At 37.1% G+C, this 17,216-nt stretch carries 10 protein-coding genes and 2 pseudogenes; 1 reads left to right on the top strand and 11 read right to left on the bottom strand.

Features of this window, described 5'->3' with window-relative positions; all coding sequences use genetic code 11:
• Nucleotides 1-112: 112 nt before the first annotated feature.
• Complete coding sequence (locus HCB38_RS10210; RefSeq protein ID WP_185319567.1) at nt 113-751, top strand: pentapeptide repeat-containing protein; 639 nt, start codon at nt 113-115, stop codon at nt 749-751.
• 21 nt (nt 752-772) lie between these two features.
• Here HCB38_RS10210 and HCB38_RS10205 read toward each other — a convergent pair whose 3' ends face one another.
• The 11 genes and pseudogenes from HCB38_RS10205 to esaA form a co-directional block, all read right to left on the bottom strand.
• Nucleotides 773-1,825 carry a bifunctional transcriptional activator/DNA repair enzyme AdaA gene (locus HCB38_RS10205; protein ID WP_185638431.1) on the bottom strand — a complete coding sequence of 351 codons (1,053 nt, stop codon included), beginning with the start codon at nt 1,823-1,825 and terminating at the stop codon, nt 773-775.
• Nucleotides 1,822-2,595 (bottom strand): annotated as a pseudogene (locus tag HCB38_RS10200) (isocitrate lyase/PEP mutase family protein). The gene HCB38_RS10205 and the pseudogene HCB38_RS10200 overlap by 4 nt, the downstream one beginning before the upstream one ends.
• 363 nt (nt 2,596-2,958) lie before the next feature.
• Nucleotides 2,959-3,249: pseudogene (locus tag HCB38_RS10195) on the bottom strand (SA1320 family protein); the annotation flags it as partial.
• Between the two features lie 15 nt (nt 3,250-3,264).
• A complete protein-coding gene (locus tag HCB38_RS10190) occupies nt 3,265-4,134 on the bottom strand; it encodes a DUF1672 family protein (RefSeq protein WP_185319570.1) in 870 nt (289 codons plus the stop codon).
• A 402-nt stretch (nt 4,135-4,536) separates the two neighbouring features.
• Nucleotides 4,537-6,525, bottom strand: a complete 1,989-nt coding sequence (locus HCB38_RS10185) for an SA1320 family protein (protein ID WP_185619258.1) — start codon at nt 6,523-6,525, stop codon at nt 4,537-4,539.
• A 15-nt stretch (nt 6,526-6,540) separates the two neighbouring features.
• On the bottom strand, nt 6,541-7,410 hold the full coding sequence (locus tag HCB38_RS10180) for a DUF1672 family protein (protein WP_185619256.1): 870 nt from the start codon (nt 7,408-7,410) through the stop codon (nt 6,541-6,543).
• Nucleotides 7,411-7,435: 25 nt separating this feature from the next.
• Nucleotides 7,436-11,926 (bottom strand): type VII secretion protein EssC, encoded by a 4,491-nt coding sequence (gene essC, locus HCB38_RS10175; protein ID WP_185638426.1) that lies wholly within the window; start codon nt 11,924-11,926, stop codon nt 7,436-7,438.
• A 13-nt stretch (nt 11,927-11,939) separates the two neighbouring features.
• Entirely contained in the window at nt 11,940-13,136 is a 1,197-nt protein-coding gene (gene essB, locus HCB38_RS10170) for a type VII secretion protein EssB (RefSeq protein ID WP_185638424.1), read from the bottom strand.
• 21 nt (nt 13,137-13,157) lie between these two features.
• Complete coding sequence (locus tag HCB38_RS10165; protein ID WP_185319575.1) at nt 13,158-13,409, bottom strand: EsaB/YukD family protein; 252 nt, start codon at nt 13,407-13,409, stop codon at nt 13,158-13,160.
• A gap of 17 nt (nt 13,410-13,426) precedes the next feature.
• Nucleotides 13,427-13,936 carry a type VII secretion protein EssA gene (essA, locus tag HCB38_RS10160; RefSeq protein ID WP_185319576.1) on the bottom strand — a complete coding sequence of 170 codons (510 nt, stop codon included), beginning with the start codon at nt 13,934-13,936 and terminating at the stop codon, nt 13,427-13,429.
• Nucleotides 13,926-17,150 carry a type VII secretion protein EsaA gene (gene esaA, locus HCB38_RS10155; RefSeq protein ID WP_185638422.1) on the bottom strand — a complete coding sequence of 1,075 codons (3,225 nt, stop codon included), beginning with the start codon at nt 17,148-17,150 and terminating at the stop codon, nt 13,926-13,928. The genes essA and esaA overlap by 11 nt, the downstream gene beginning before the upstream one ends.
• Nucleotides 17,151-17,216: the final 66 nt, after the last annotated feature.

Below are 17,216 nucleotides of genomic sequence, written 5' to 3'. Positions count from 1 at the left end.
CCATTTTTACCCTTATTTCATTGTAATCCGTTTCTTATGAAAGGTAAACGATTTTACGCACCTTTTCCTAGCAAAATACGATATAATAGAAGCGGAAGCGAGGTTTAAAATCATGAAAAAAATTACTGCGCCGCGGATTCCTGATGGGGATTTGACGGTTTATCCGAATGATACATATTTTATTGAAGATATTGGAGAAGTTAGTGAGCAAATCTTTAGAAAAACGACGCTAACCGGGGAAATTTTCGAGCATTTTCATTTAGAAACGATTGTTTTTGATGGTTGTGTTTTTGATTCGGTTTCTCTTGTAAGCGCGAATTTGACTGATGTTGTATTTAAAAATTGCGATTTGTCGAATTTAGATTTAATGGGCGCCGTTATTCACCGGGTACGTTTTGAAAATTGTAAATTAATTGGTGTGAATTTCAGTGATGCTACGCTTAGAAATTGCGTTTTTGTTGATTGTTATGCGGATTATGTTGCCTTTCGTTATGCTAACTTGAAATGGGTGGCATTTGAGGCGGGTGCGTATACGAATAGTGATTTTAGTGGGGCTCAACTGGTCGATACCTATTTGGAACGACTTGACTTGAATAAAGCTCAGTTTTTGAATTGTGCGCTAAATGGTATTGATCTTAGTTCTTGCATTTTTGAGTCTATCACTGCGATGCCGCAAGATTTGAAGGGCGTGAGCATTGATTATTCACATGCTCCTGCCTTGATGCCGTTATTTGGAATACGGGTTAAATAATTGAAAAAAGATGGTTCCGCGTTACTTTGGAACCATCTTTTCATGTTTAATTAGCCATTCTTTTCGGGCAAGACCACCGCCGTAACCTCCTAATGCTCCGTTAGTATTGATTACACGATGGCACGGGACGATGAGGGATAATTGGTTAGCCCCATTTGCTCTTGCCACAGCTCGACTCGCTGTTGGCCGCCCTAGTTTTTCTGCCAAACTTTTGTACGAAATCGTTTCGCCTACCGGAATTCGTCGCAGTTCATTCCAAACACTTTGTTGAAATTCAGAACCGATATAACGAATTGGTGTCTCAAAATTAACTAGTTCACCATCAAAATATCTTCCTAATTCTTCTTCTACTTGTTTAATTACGGCTGTTTTTTCAGGGAAAATTGCTGCTTTCAATCGCATTCGCAGCTTTTTTATTTCAGTTTCTAATCCTTTCCGATCAACAAATTCTAGCAGAAGTAATTTATCATCATCGGAAATTACCAACATGGAACCTAGCTTAGTTTCAATCCAAGCAGAATACAAAATCGTTATATCTTTTGATTTATGAGGAACATCCCCCATCGTTTTTGAAAAAGCATCTCGGAACCCATTTCCAGACTCATAACCACTATCAAGTTGCGCATTAATAATTGAATCCCCACTCCGAATATGCTTAAAAGCAAGTCCAAGCCGCCGCGACCGCGCGTACTCAATAAAAGTCATCCCAAACTGCTTCTTAAACTGGCGCCGCGCTGTATTTGCACTAATGGATAATTCATCAAAATCTTTATCCGTCCACTTTTTCTCCGGATTTTTCTCAATTGCATCAACAAGTAACTTCACAGCTGGAGACAATTTCGTCGGATTGGAGAGCGGTTCACAACGCTTGCAAGGCCGGTAAGATGCAAGTAGCGCCTCCTTTGCTGTACTGAAAAACTCACAATTTTCTTTTAAAGGTTTCTTCGCCGGACACGTTGGGCGACAAAGTATCCCAGTAGTTTTTACTCCAACAAAGAATACTCCTTCATAATTAGAATTTTTCTCCACTAACATATCATAATATTTATCAATATCCCTCTGATTTGTTATCATAAGGCTCCCCCTCCTTCGAAAATTTGCTCAACTTCCTGCTGAATCGCTAAATTAGCCTGAAAAAAACTAAACGGTCCATAACTGATTCTTTTCACACCGATTTTTTGTAAGTCCTCGTTTGAGAGCATCCCATCCATCTTCATAACATTGACCGGAAGTGGCGATTTTTCAACAAATGCGCGAATTAATTTTGGTGATAACAGACCCGGAATAAAAATAGCATCCGCCCCAGCCTCCTTGTATGCCTTTGCCCTTTTAATCGCTTCTTCCACCAAGTCTACCGTCTCATCCCGCCCTTGGAAAAAACATCTGTACGCGCATTGATAAAAATTTCCGTACTCATTTTCGCCGCTGTTTCTTTAATTGTCTTGATTTTATCACATTGCGTCTCAGTCCTGCATAACCCCGGATTTGCAGTACCAATAAGCTGGTTTTCCAAGTTTGCGCCACAAACACCAATCGCCAGCAACCGCTCCATATTCTGAGCCAGTCCCTCCAAATCACTGGAATACCCAGTCTCTATGTCGACGGTCAGCGGCAAACTCACATTCGCGGCAATGCGTGAAACAATTAAAGACGTTTCGTCAAAAGTTAAATGCTCCCCGTCCACAGCGCCGAGTGACTCTGCAATTGCATAACTGCTTGTCGCTATTACTGGGTGCTCCGCCTTGTTGGATGGCTCTGGCAGAAGCGACGTCCCAGCAGTTGTAGAAGATTAGTGGGGCGGGGAGTTCGTGTAAGGATTTTAGTTTTTTAAAGTTTTTTGTCATTGGTTTCAACTCCATTTGTTAGGATGGGGTTAGTATAGCAGGTGTGGGGATTGGGGGTGCCAGGAAAATTAACATGGATGTTTTTTTAGGTAGTGGTTATTTAATCTTTTGTGTTTTGTACTTTTAGTTCGTGTTTTTCTTCTATACTTTTCTTTCAGTGCCTCAGAAAATCTCACTACTATGCTTATCGCATTTGAACTAAAAAACTCTTCTCAAACCTAAAAATCCTTATGTATATTAAGTGGTCTAAGTTTTACTTCTTTATCTTTGACTATTCAAATTACATTATATCAGAATAAGATAATAGCTATATTATCTTTATTGGAGGCAACATAATTATTTAATAGTGTATTTTTGACTTTACTTTTTGTATGCTGCGTCAGCTTCTCTTAATTGCGTGTTAGGGATGGAGCCAGGGAGTGTGCCGTCTGTTAGGAAATCTTGGGTGCCTTCGAAAATCATGCTAATTTCGCCTGTGGATAAATTCTCTACAATTATATAGTCAAGACCAGATGCTTTGTTATATTCACCTGCTCTGACTTCGTATTTGGTGCCATTAACATTGATATTACTAAGTTCTCCAGGGTGCTTATAAACCCATTTACCACTTAACTCTATTAAATCTGCATCTGATGTTTTTAGTTTTTCTGGCATAGTCTAATCTCCCTTTTATTTAATGATTCCTTCTACATCTACACTTTCTCCATCTGGTAATCCCACTCGATCAACAATAAAATTCTTATAAATCAAAACTGCATATCTCCCTTTAGGAATTCCTTCTTCTTGTTTAATTTCACTTGCTAAATTATCCGCGACTCCTTGCTCAGGGAGCTTGTTTCCTCTAACAAAAAATTTCATTGGAATTGATATATTTTTACTTGTAGAATCATCTTTTTCAAAAAGTTTCTTTAATTCCTCTGCCGAAATTTTTGGGTTTTCTAAGTAAGCATTATAGACACTTGGGTAATCTAAGGCGAAAATTGAAAGGAAATAGTAATTACTGGTATATCCATCAGATGCAGTTTTATCAATTGCCTCCGCTCGCATTCCTAATAAGTTATTTTCTTTCGCAATTTTTTCAGCAAAGACATCTAGATTTTTAAATTCTTCTTCATATGCCTTTGCGTATAAACCACCAACGATTGCTTTTTCTACTTCCCCCTCATCACTTCTTGCATTCCCAACTTCATCTTTATTTAAAATCAAACCTACAATTACATATGTATGAAACTGAATAGGCTCCTCACTCTCTACCATAACAACTGCTGCATTTCGGGCTGGTACTACATTATTTACTTTTACCTTTGTTTTATATTTAGCCTGCACATATTCTATGGCTTTTTGTTTAATCTCTTCTTCATACTCCTTCACTCGTTCTGCCGACTTCTCCCCGTCCACAAACGAAAATCCTTGACCTACATACTCCTGTACAGGAGTAGTACCTTCTTGCGCTTTCTCTTGCTCTGTTTTCTCATTCATATTGAAACATCCGGATAGTAAAAATACTGCTGCGAATAAACTTAGGATGATTTTTTTCATTTGTTCTCCTGTCTTTGTTCCATATTGTAGTATTTAATAACCCAAAACTCCTAATGTACACTAAGTAGCCTAAGATTTTCTCACTCATCTTAGACTACTTGTTCCCGTACATAGTTAGTTTTTATTCTCTCTTTGAAATTCGTCGAAAAAATTCTATTGCATTTTTTCGGTCAACTTTCGATTTCTTCTCTTTTTCTACTAATGAAAAAATAATATTCCACCAATCATCAACCGTAGTTTTGCTATTATGCTCTTTATATTTGCCAGCCCCATTATCCCTTTAACGTCTAATATAAAATGCTTAAACACACAATTCCCGCGACTATACCGTCCATGTCCCTTGTGAATTTAGCATTAAAATATTTCCCCAATAAAATTTTTACCGATTTAATTTCTCAAATACTAAACATTGATACTTCCACGCTTTATTTGCTCTAATAAGATTTTCATATTTTTACTAGTTTTTACAGCTAACTTATCTAACGCAGAAATAGCAGCTGAATCGTTCCCACTTAATTGATGCTTAATATCTCCAAAAATCATTTCCGCACTATGGAAGATATTTGCTGCTGCTTTATTTAACAAAATAACATCACGGAATTTTGTACCATCAAATAATGCCGTGTCAATATAAGGACGGTAAGCAGCTAACACGTTTGGCAAATTTGATTGCAAATCTTTTACCGCACTTCCTACGCCTTTTACTGTTAATAGTATTTCTTGCAATTTTTTTATACACTCTCCTAATTCCTCTTTTGCTCGATTGTCTACATCTGTAAAGGGAATTTTCACCATTGAAAAGCCTGTTTGAAGATTTCTCAAGTGCTGTATAGCTGATCTAATGGCTTGTTTTAATTGATTGACAATACTATAAACCCCACTTAATGCTGGTATTAATAAGCTAGTTGTTTTATTAGTGAATGCTTTATAGTTTCTATCTAATAAGCGCTGTTTCTTCCCCATCCCGTCTTTCAAAGCTTTTGATTCTTTTAAGACATACGCTTGTGTCGCTGGCGGTGCTCCAACACTTTGGACTTTTTGCGTTGCGCTTAAAAGTTTATCTGCTTTTTCAAGTTCATTCGATACATACGTGACTTGGGAGCTAAAAGTTAATACTTGCTTAACGACCAAATCTTTATTATCATCCAATATTTTATAATGCTCTTTTAGTTCTGCCACCATTGCATCGCTCAAGTACTGATTATCAATTCCTTTAAACAGTTCCGGTACAGCCTGCATTTTGACTTTCGATACTTGATCCATTGTATCTTCTATCTTTAAAGCAAGATCTCCAACAAGAACCGGGATATCGCTCAAAAAACCTCCAACACTTAAGAAAGTACCTGAAACCACATCTAGCAACTCTCCTAATATTGGTAAAGTCCTCACTCTCTGCATCACATCTAATGCCGCAAAACATACTGGATTAGCTTCTTCCATTCCATCTCGAAACTCAGCATAATTAGCAAATGAAGTAATAATTCCTCCAAATTCTCCTTCCGCCAACAATCTTTCAAATGATTTCTGTAAAGAAACCGTTCTATCATCCAAATGACTTCCCTCATTATTCACTAAGTCAACAGCTGTATCTAAATAAAACTGCCCTGCATTTACTTGTTCCGTCATTCGTGTCCGTAAACTATTGGCTAAAATACGGATATTGTCCGGGTTCATATCGATTTTCTGCCCTTTTCCTCCACTTGTCAAAACCTTTCCACTCCAAATACCGACTGGAAGATAAGCATCCGCATCAATGGGGATTTTTTTACCGTTAACAGTGAGACCTGCATCATCATAACCCGTATGATTAGAAAGAATGGTTTGCAGCCAAGGGACATTATTTTGAAGAATGTGTGATTCTCCTGGTAGCCGATCTCCATATCCTGCCCCACGTTCCCCTAAGGTTAGTGGATCATATTCACTTAAATAGTTAGTAATTCTCGGATTATTTTTGTCGTACGTTCCTTTGGGTAGGATAGCTGGATTGTATGTGACGCTCCTTATGCCATCATTTTTAGAAGCTACATAATTAGATAAACCACCACCTAGAGAGTTTCCTGCGACATTTTTAATGTTATATTTTTGGCTTTCTTTTTTGTATGCTGCGTCAGCTTCTCTTAATTGCGTGTTAGGGATGGAGCCAGGGAGTGTGCCGTCTGTTAGGAAATCTTGGGTGCCTTTCGTGCCTTCGAAGACCATGCTGATTTCGCCTGTGGTTGCATTTTCGACAACCATATAGTCTAGCCCGGAAGATTTGTTGTATTCAGCTTCTTTAACAATATAAATCTTTCCATTAACTTTTAATTCTGTACCTTCTTTTGGATGTTGATAGACCCATTTCCCACTTAATTCAATTAAATCTGTATCTGATGTTTTTAACTTTGTTGTCATGTACCTTCACTCCCACTACTTTGCGATTTCTTCTACTTTTGCGTTATCCCCATCGGGCAAGCCCACTCGGTTTACAATGGCATTTTTATATACTCTTATATCATAACTTCCTTTTGGTAACCCTTCTTCCTGTTTGAGCTTTTCTGCTAAATCATCCGCTTCCTCTTGTTTAGGTAGCTTATTTTCTTTAGAATAAAATTCCATTGGGATGGATATATGTTCATACATCGGATCATCTTTCTCAAATAGATTCCTTAATTCACCTTCTGAAATTTCTTGATTTTTTAGATAAGCATTATAAACACTTGGATAGTAAACATCCATTGCTACAATAAAATAATGGTTGCTTATATAGCCTTCTGCAGCTGTCTTATCAATCGCTTCATCCCTTAGTCCTAATAAATCATTTTCTTTAGCTATTTTATTAGCAAAAGTATCTAAATGGCGAAACTCTGCTTCATATGCCTTTGCATATAAACCCCCGACAATCGCTTTTTCTACCTCCCCTTCATTACTTCTCGCTAACCATTCACCTTCTTTATTAATCACTTTTCCTACTATAATGGAGGTGTGAAATTTAATAGGCTCCTCACTCTCTACCATGACAACTGCCGCATTACGCGCGGGGACTACATTATTTACTTTTACATCTGTTTTGTATGTGTTTTTCATGTAGTTTATCGCTTCTTGCTTGATTTTTTCTTCATCCTTTTTCACTCGCTCTGCTGACTTCTCCCCGTCCACAAATGAAAACCCTTGACCTACATACTCCTGTACAGGAGTAGTGCCTTCTTGTGCTTTTCCTTGCTCTGTTTTCTCATTCATATTGAAACAACCTCCTAATAATAATAAACTTGCTAACAAACCGATGATTTTTTTCTTCATTTGTTCTCCTATCTGCTTCTGTATTTTATCCCTTTGGAATCTTAAGCTTTTCTGCATTTCCTTCTATTAGTAGATACAGTTCTTGAGGAGCTAGTGGTTTTTCTTGTACAATTCTGATTGTTGGGCTATAAATTGCTTGGTCTGCAAATCGAGCACCTAGTAAAACTTGTTTGGAATTGCGAATAGTATCTCCAATTGGGCTGTACTCTTTCGCCATGCTTCCCAAGTCATTTCCTATAATGAATTGTACTCCCATTTTACCATCTGATTTTAACATCTCTAGTAATTGTTTTTGCGTGTTTGATGATAACTGGTTGTATAGCTGAACAGTTGAATAAATAACAACGACTACAAGTGGCATATTTTTGAAGTATTCTTCTTTTGTTATTGTATTGTTTAATTGTAGTTCTTCTAAATATGCTTGTTCTGCCGTTTTAAACGCTCCGTATAGAAGGTCAATTTTACCCTCTATTCGTTCACTATTTGTAATGTAAGTTAGGGGGAGCTCTTTTAATTTCATTAACTCCATAGAAGGTGTATCAAAGATAACTAGCTCTCTTAATTCTTTTTTGACAAGTAGATGACTACTGTTTGTGATAATTTGCTGAACTAATTCTATAGTTGGCATGATGATAGCTAGATTGTGCTGTTCTAATGATATTCCTACAGGGCTAGCATACTCATACTCTAAACCAATTGGTAGTATTGATTTCATTTCAAGCATTTTCTTTGTTTGCATATGATCGGTAAAGTGAGTAAAACTTAATGTTTCTGGAACCATTGGTATACATTGTGGTTTTTTGCCTGTCCAAATTTCAGTCATTTTCTCTGCTTCATCTTGATTGTTCTTGATTATTTCGATTGCTTCGGCTCCATTATTTGGGAGCGCCATTTGGAACAATGTTGGTTCTTCAATCTTAATTAAACCTCGACCTGGTAATTCTTCAATGGTGTAGTCACTTCTGCCTACAATACTGCTTACCTCATTTTTCTCATTCAAGTGTAAAGCTATTTGCGTTTTAATGTTAGACAGTAGCTGTAGACGCATTGCATTTTGGTTATTAGCTGTAATCATTAAATGAATGCCTAAGCTAGCTCCTTCCCTTGCTATCTGAACTATAGTTGGTTCAAGGTTTGCTACAAATTCATCCACTTCTCTAATTGCATCATAGTTATCAATTGCTAGTAGAATAATTGGCCTTTTATCGCCACTTATTTCTTCATACATTTTCAAACTGGCTACGCTAAATTTACTTAGTAATTGTTTTCTCTCTTTAATTTCTCGACTAAGAAGCCTTACTAATTTTAACGTTTTCTCTGATTCATCAATGGAAAATGTATCTGCAACATGTGGTAAACCTTTAAGTGAAAGTAAACCATTTGTGCCAAAATCTAATAGGTATGCATGGAAAAATTCTGGTGTGTTTTTTCTTGCTAAATCAAATATAGCTGTTTGCATGAACGTTGATTTTCCGAAACCAGGACTAGAAAACACTGCCATATGTCCATTTTTTTCTAAATTCCAATGCAAAACGTTTTGTGCTTGTAACTGCGGTTGGTCCAGTACTCCTAATGTTAGTTCTAAATCCTTTTCATCTTTTTGCCAGTTTGCTTCAAAATCAACAGTACTGATGCTTTCTAACGAAATACGTTCCTCCAGTGGCGGCAACCAAGGTCTTGGCAACGCCTCAATCCCAGAAGCCTCCGTATACGCATGAATATGATCAATCACCGCATCAAGTTCACTCGGCAACTTAGTTAAATCATCCTTCTTATCTAATCCGCTCAAATCCTCTGTCAAAATATCATACTGACCCAAGTCATTAATCGCATAAATCGTCGTATCAATATAATCCGGGCTCTCCTTATCTGGCACGTAATCCGCACCACTCCAAGCACTCTGGAACAGTTCGTAAATTTCGTTATTACCAACTTGCAAGTACGAACGACCTGGTAGTGTGATTTCTGCTGCGTCTGGTGTTTTCAAAATTTCGTTTGAATCGCTGGCATTTTGTACTTTTAGGGCCAGTTTGAATTTGGAGTTGGACCAGATTTGGTCATCCACGACGCCGCTTGGTTTTTGGGTTGCTAGGATCAAATGGATTCCGAGTGAACGCCCGATACGTGCTGTCGAAACGAGTTCTTTCATGAATTCTGGTTGTTCTGATTTTAACTCTGCGAACTCATCTGAAATAAGGAATAAATGCGGCATTGGTTCGGTCGCTTTTCCTTGTTTGTATAGTTTTTGGTATTGGTTGATGTGGTTAACATCATGCTCGCCAAATAACCGTTGCCTTTTCTGCAATTCGGCTTTGATGGAAGCTAGTGCACGCATCGATTGCGCGCCGTCCAAGTTTGTAATTGTTCCTAGTAAATGTGGCATATTTTTAAATAAGTTCGCCATACCGCCGCCCTTATAGTCAATCAGCAAGAACGCGACCTCATATGGGTGGAAATTGACGCCAAGTGAAATGATATAAGACTGAATGATTTCTGATTTACCAGAACCAGTCGTCCCCGCTACCAAACCATGTGGCCCGTGCGCTTTTTCATGTAGATTCAGTTGAACAATATCGTCTTTACCGCGCAAGCCAAGTGGCACAGCAAGGCTCTTATACGTTTCATTTTTCGCCCAGCGTCCGGCAATATTTAGCTCCTCGACACGCTCCACACCGTACATTTCAAGGAAAGTAACGGATTCTGGGATTGAGTTTTTCAAATTTTGAAGATGGTTCAGTGGTGCAAGAGCCCGGCTGATTACTTCTTTATCAAAATCTGCTGGCAAATGGTCCGGCACGAATGCTCGGTTTACTAGATCGCCTTGTTCCAAAATAATGTTCCCGCTCTTCGCATCACGAATATCAACGACCGTCTTCACGTGTTCTGGCAAGCTCTCCATTACATCTTGTACGAATACTAAAGAAACACCTAGTTCGCTTGGATCTTCATTAAAGAATTCCATCACTGTGTGGTCGAGTACTAATTTTTCATCGGTAATTAAAACTACAAAATGTGGCGTGAAGTATAATTTTTCCTGCTTGCTCGCTTGTTCAGTGAGCGCTTGTTTACGTTCTTTTAAAATTTGATAAAGAGAATTCAATACTTGGTCGCGCGAACGTTCATGGTAAACAAAACCACGCACATTCACATCACGCATATTCGCATGCGGTAACCAGCGCATCCAGTCCCAATCCGCCTTCTCTTCTTCTGGGAAAATGTTAATAAATTGCAAATCATAATAACTATGGAAAAGGGACGTTTGCATTACCAACATTTGAAGTTGCTCTAATACTAAATGACGCGGCCCGATATACCCCACCGGTCCGTGCATTAAATCTGTCGCAACTGGCACTTCATTAATTGATAAATATTGTCCTTTGATTTTCACAGCTTCATCAATAAGTTCATCTTTGTCCTGGCTAAATTCTTCTTGTTGGAATTCGACGGAAAAACTGCTTGCTTCTGCGCCGCGTCCAACCCGGAAAGTCAAGAAATCATGGTGAAACATTGTTTTTTCATAAATGCGTGAATCCACGCGTAACGCCATTTTTTCCAGTTCAGTTACATCTGGATAGTGATAAGTTAAAGCGTGACGCTGTTTCTCGCTTGTTTCGTGTAATTCTCTTGTTTTTCGTTTTAAATATAAATCATAGCTCTCAATTCTTTGTTTCGAATCAATTTTGTATTTTTTGCGTGATTTTATGTAATTAATAATCGCCATCGTTATCGTTACTGCTGACATCGCGATGGTCATAATAATATACAGCCCACGAGGTTGGAAAATAGAAATCATCACAGTAATCGCAACCATGATAAGCGGGGGTAAAATAATTTTAATTAAGCCATCTGTTGGTTTGGATGGCTTGCTAGAAGGTTTCGCCATGCTGATTTTCTCTTCTGGTGCCCGGTAAATAATCCGCGGGGAACGGTGGTAATCTGGATAGTCTTCCCCGAACGAATTGTCCGCAGCAAATAAAGGCGCTAATTTGCTCGTCACGCGATTTTCTACAGCAAGCACACTAATATCTTCTTTTCCGATTGTAATCGTCACACCGTCCGTATAGAGCTGATCGCCCGGTTCTAGAACGCAGTCTTCTGTCACTAAAGAAAAATTATGATAAATTTCACCATTTAAAACTTGTAATTTAAACAGTTTTTCCTTCGCATCACGCAAAAGTAAAAAGTCTGATTTTGTGCCATCAATCGTAACATCATTCTCCGTTCCCGCGCCAAAGGCTACAGAAGTGTTCATGACGACATCATACACTTGCGTATCTAGCTCTTGGCAAAGATAAAATGCTAGATTATCCACTTTTACCACTTGATTCACTTGAAGTGCTGTTGTACCGACATTCCACGAGTTTTCGTCATATTTAACTTCCATTGATTCAACTAGTTCTGGATAAGTAATTTCGTGTTCGATTGTATTACCAATTGTCACGACTTTTTGAGGAGACAAATGGTGTTTATGACATTGCTGCCCGTTAGTAACAATTAATAAAGCCTCTCTATTCATGGTTCATTCTCCCTTATTTTGCTTCTGTATTTGTTGATGCCTCTGTTTCTTCTGTTTGTGTATTAACTTTTTCATCATATTCTTTTAAATTTTCTTCTAATGTTTTTAGTTTCTCTACTTTTTCATCACCGCTTAGTTTTGCATCACTTTGTACTTGTTCCATTTGTTTCGTTAAGCTGTACATTGCAAGCGTTGGGTCATCTAAAAGTTTCGCAATATCTAGTGACTTACCAAATTCACCGCGACCATTATAAATCCAGTAAAGCAAATTTTTCGGATCTGATTTTAAACTAATAGTATTCATAATGTTTTCTTTCTTTTTATCACTCATTTTTTCGCCGTTAACGTAGGAATAAGCAAGTTCGTATTGCACTGATTGCGGCATTTTTTCAGGATCCACATTCTCAAGCCCTGTAATCACTTTATCGTAGTCTGTTTTAAGAAAATTCTCATTCGCTGTAAGTAAATCGTTTTGAAGTGGCACTTTGATGAACGCAAAATAGCTCACTGGAATAGCCAGTAAAATCGCTACAATAATAAAACCAACCGCAAGTCCGCGAAAAGTCCCGTATTTTTTCTTTGGAACGATTGCCATATTTTTTTTCACAACCTTATGTTCCTTTATATATGCCTCTTCTAAAATAGCAGCAATATCTTGAATCGTTTTTGCATCTAAAATACTTTTTTCAAACTGAGTCCCTCTAGCACCCGAAAGCGAGCCATTATATAAATTTTCAAAAGAAAACTTCTTGGAAAACATCGCAATCGCAAAACACTGATATTGCTTAAAGAACATTTCTTCGGTCAATTCATATGGTGGTAAAATATTCTTAATCCCGCGGTGAACGATGCTCGGGACTAAATTTATATCAAAAATCAAATTATCGGGATGCAAGAAAAAAGTATAACGTGTATTCAGTAATCCACTTAAATCCGCAATATTCCGCAACGCTCGTAACTTGTCTTCACGTTCCATTTTGCGAACTTGTTCAAAACCATAAGTATGTTCAGCAATCTCATAAGAAATTGTGTAGGAATCACTATCACTCGTAATTTTTGCTGGAACGAAATGAGCGGCTTGTTTCTCTAATAATTCCAGTTGTGCCAACTCTTTTGCACGTGTTTTTGATTTAGGAAAATTAACGCTCCACGCTAAATCTTCATAAGTAAAATCGTAAGATGTTCCGTCCATTTCTGTTGTCTTATTCATCGTTTTCATTCTCCTTTTTTTCTATAAAATTTCTAAAATATCACCATCAGCAATTTGAAAATCAGTTAATTTATCGTCATCACTTAGTAAAATTGCTTTGTTCGTTGTTTTTATCGTGCATTTGGATAGATCTTTGTACTCTATTTTGAGTGTATCTGCTAAATTGATAATTAATGCTTTAATCGGCTGATGCACAGGGATGCGCAAATCATACTTATCTGCACCCCAATTAGTGAAATCAACTGTTACATTCATATGTGTATTTTTAACCATTTTGTTTTCCCCACTCTCTATTCAAAAACATTACGGGCAGCCACATAAATTCCACCTGCTAAAGCCAGAAGTGTTCCAGCGATTGCACCTCCAACTGTTTTTTGCTTTGTCTTTTTAGTTTCATCTTCCGTATTAGTTGTTGTCATAGTTGTTTCGTTCGTTGATGTAGCTTCATAGTTTCCAGAAAACAGCTTTTCTTTTGTTAGCTTCACGGTTTCTCCAGAGGTTGGCTCTTCTTCAAAAAGAGAATCCTTAATACGTTCGTACTCCGCTTTTTCAGCTTCTTTTTGTTTAGCCACTTTTTTATCCCACTCATCTGTAAAAAGAGGAAGACCATTTTTATCAAGCTCTGTTTCTTCCATTTCTTCTAACTCTTTCTTTTTTTCTTCATCGGTTTTTTGAAGCCGATCAGTTTTAATATCCATTTTTCCGTTATTTTCAAGATAGCTATCCGATTCAGCAGCGAGTATATTCGGAGAAAAAATAAAACAAATGAGTATTAATAATGTTCCCACTTTAATTTTCATCCAGATATTCCTCCTCTTTTTCGTTATTTTTAGAACGATGCCATACAAATAGATTAAGTGCAGCAAATAATACTGTCGCGCCGATTAAGCTGTACACAATTACAATATAGTCTTGTTGCATACTTAAAATGCCATTTAATAGTTGCTCCATATATTGCAGCGGCGAGAACTTCCTAAATGTCGCAAAAATCGACTCATTATCAATATTCAGCCCAACTGCATCTGTCAAAAATAGATATAAACTTAAAATGAGTAGAATAATCGACATACCAATCATATTAAATTGTCGGAGTAAGTATGAAAAAGCAGTTACAAGCCCTATCATAACTAGCACACAAATCCCAATCCACAAGAACATCCCGATTTGTCCTACTTCAAAAATAAACCCTGAAACAGCTCCAATCACTAGACCTTCAATTATCGCTACACAAACCATTAAGAAGGTTATTGGAATATTTTTAAAGACAATCGACATTTCTTTCTCAAAGTCATTTAATTGTTCACGTTTTTTCTCTTGATGTGAAATTACATAGCTTGTGAAAATCGCGAGAATCGTACAAATTAAAATCATAAAGTATGGCATTGATTTATCCCCGGCCACAATCGTTCCAGCGTTCATCTTATCTACAGGATTACTCAAGAAACTATAAAGATTTTCATTTTGTCTATCCCCAACTCGACTATTGTTCATCACTTTTGCAAAATTTTTCTGGAATGTTTCGTCATCTTTCAATTTTTCACCGAGGTCATCTGACAAAGTAGCGGCTTCTTTCACTAATGTTTTTCCGCTTTTTTGGATGTTTTTTGCTTCTTTATCAATCGCTTCAAAAGTGTCATAAACCACTTCAGCTGATTTCAAATTCCCTTCTGATGTTCCAGCAAGTGATTCACTTTCTGCTAGCAATCCTGCAAATTCGGAACTTAGCTGAAGAGCTACCATTGCTTCTTCGCCCGATTTGTCTATCACAACATCGTTTTCTTCCATTAAATCTTTGCTGGCATTACGCCATGATTCAAGGTTTTGAAGTGTTAACACCAAATTATTATTTAGATTAATCGCTTCCTGAGTTGTTTCATTCAACCGATTTGTCACATCTTCTGATCTTGAATTTGCTTCTGCCATCATGGATTTATAATCAGTAATTCGTTGTTCAAAAGCTTTAATTTGTTTCGTGTAATCCGCTACAAATCTATCTGTTGTAAGATTTACAAAACTTCCTATTACATCTTCTTTATTAAACATGTAATAGTACGAAGAATTTTTTGCCGCGCCCTCCAATGTCATTTCATAATTGCTGAAATCAGGCATTTGACTCGAATCACCCGCGTCAATCCCGTAGTACAAATCAAATAAAGTCTGTAATTTATAGTAATCTTTCACTGTTTTTGTAATTACTTTTACAGAAGATTTAGTTTCGCTTAAATAAGTTGGCTCTATAACGTTAATTGGCAACATTTCTTTCCTAACTAACACCGGATCCCCCGCTGGTTCTTCTGGATTCGGGTTGTCTGGATTAGTTGGAATAATAGGTAAATCCGTGGATTCTATCTCTTGTTTTTCATACTGTTGCAAATAAGCATTCCAATTCACAGCACCAATTAATGAAATGGTAGCTCCTTCGTTTAATTTTGCAGTCCCCGTGATTTTTATTTCTACTGGAGTCGCTGAAGCTGGCAAAGTAAGCTTCAATCCATTTTCATCAAATGGTTCTTGTTGAACTAATTCTGTTTGACCATCCACACTAACTGTACAAATTATATTTTCAAAACGGAAATTCTTGTCTAATGTAAGAAAAATTTCCGAATTATATTCATTTTCCGGTACGAGATACTTACTACTCTCAATTGGTATACCTTCTGTTTTTAATTTATTAATTGTATCGCTTTTTAGCGTATCAGTTGGTAGTGTCTTTTCGTCATTTGTAAAGCTAAAATCCTCCCCAAATGCACTTCGATGACTGTTGTAATATTCTTTTGAAAGTATAATAATATTTTTATATGTGTCTTCATCTAGCCCAATCGAAGCGAGCTGTTGCGAATTATAAGTTGGCAAAGCTTTGATTTCTTTCACAAGCATTTTGTTAAAACCGGCGTTAATATCTTCTCCCGTTAAATCTTTTAAGCCAATTTCATTTAATTTATCCGAGTATTCATTTTCCTGTAAAATTCGTAACAAATCATTGTAGACTGCTGTTCGAAAGTCGTTATTAAGCGTCCCAATAATTTCCGCATCAAGTGCTTCAATTCGTGCATTTGTGTCCGTGATATAATTCTGCAACCCTTGAGTTTGAGATAACAGGGAATTATTTCCTTCTAGAACCTGAAATTCCGACCTCATTTGATCATTGGCTTTTTCTAATGCTACCGTTTGTGTCCTAATATCCTCCGCCGAAAGAGCACCGTCAAATGACTGCAAATTCTCAGTGAATTTTGCGCCAAATGGTGCATTCATTTCTTGCGTTTTTGTAAAACCATCCATATTTTTCATGTATTCTGCATTTTCTTTTTTAGAAATATTTAAGCTTTTTTCAAAGTCTTTCATGATATCTTGAAATCCCTTGAAACTCTCTTTAGAATTTCCTGTGTAGTCTTGTACTGTTTTAAACTGTTCTGTATAGCTCGATAATGGATTGTTTATATCTTTATTGTAAATTGCGTCGTATTTTTTCTCTTCTTTTACTAATGCGCCTATATTGTCTTGCGCTTCTTGTAGTGTGGTTAAAATGCTCGCAAAATAAACATCAATAATACGCGTGTTGAAATCTTCCAATACAGACGCAGCTGTTTTTTCAGCTTCTGCTTTTAGGTCGCTATTTCCAACGTCATTTACTTTGTAACTAATGGTTACTTTTTCTGGTGCCTCAGATGTCATAGATAATGCTTTTTTAGAAAAATCACTAGGAATAACAATCATCATATTGTATACATCTCGTTTCAAGCCGCTTTCTGCAACACCACGACTTACAACGTACCATTCATGTTCTTCATCTTTTTCAATACTTTTAACAAATTGATTTCCAAACTCTGCCCGTTTTCCTTGGAATGTGTCACCTTGGTCCTCATTAACAAGCGCGATAGTCATTTTATGCGCTTTTTTCGTATTATTTTTATCATCCTTACTCGCTCCTTGATTTAAGGCCAAATAAGTAATTCCTGCCGAAAGAAAAATCGCCAAGACTAAAAAGAGTAAAATACTCCATTTTACTTTCTTCATTCATGTCCCACTCCCGCTGTGTCTTTTTTTATATAAATGCCTTTTTAGACATAAGCTTTCTATTTT

The organism is Listeria farberi, from assembly GCF_014229295.1.
Classification (GTDB): Bacteria; Bacillota; Bacilli; order Lactobacillales; family Listeriaceae; genus Listeria; species Listeria farberi.
This window is presented reverse-complemented; position numbering and strand designations above follow the sequence as displayed.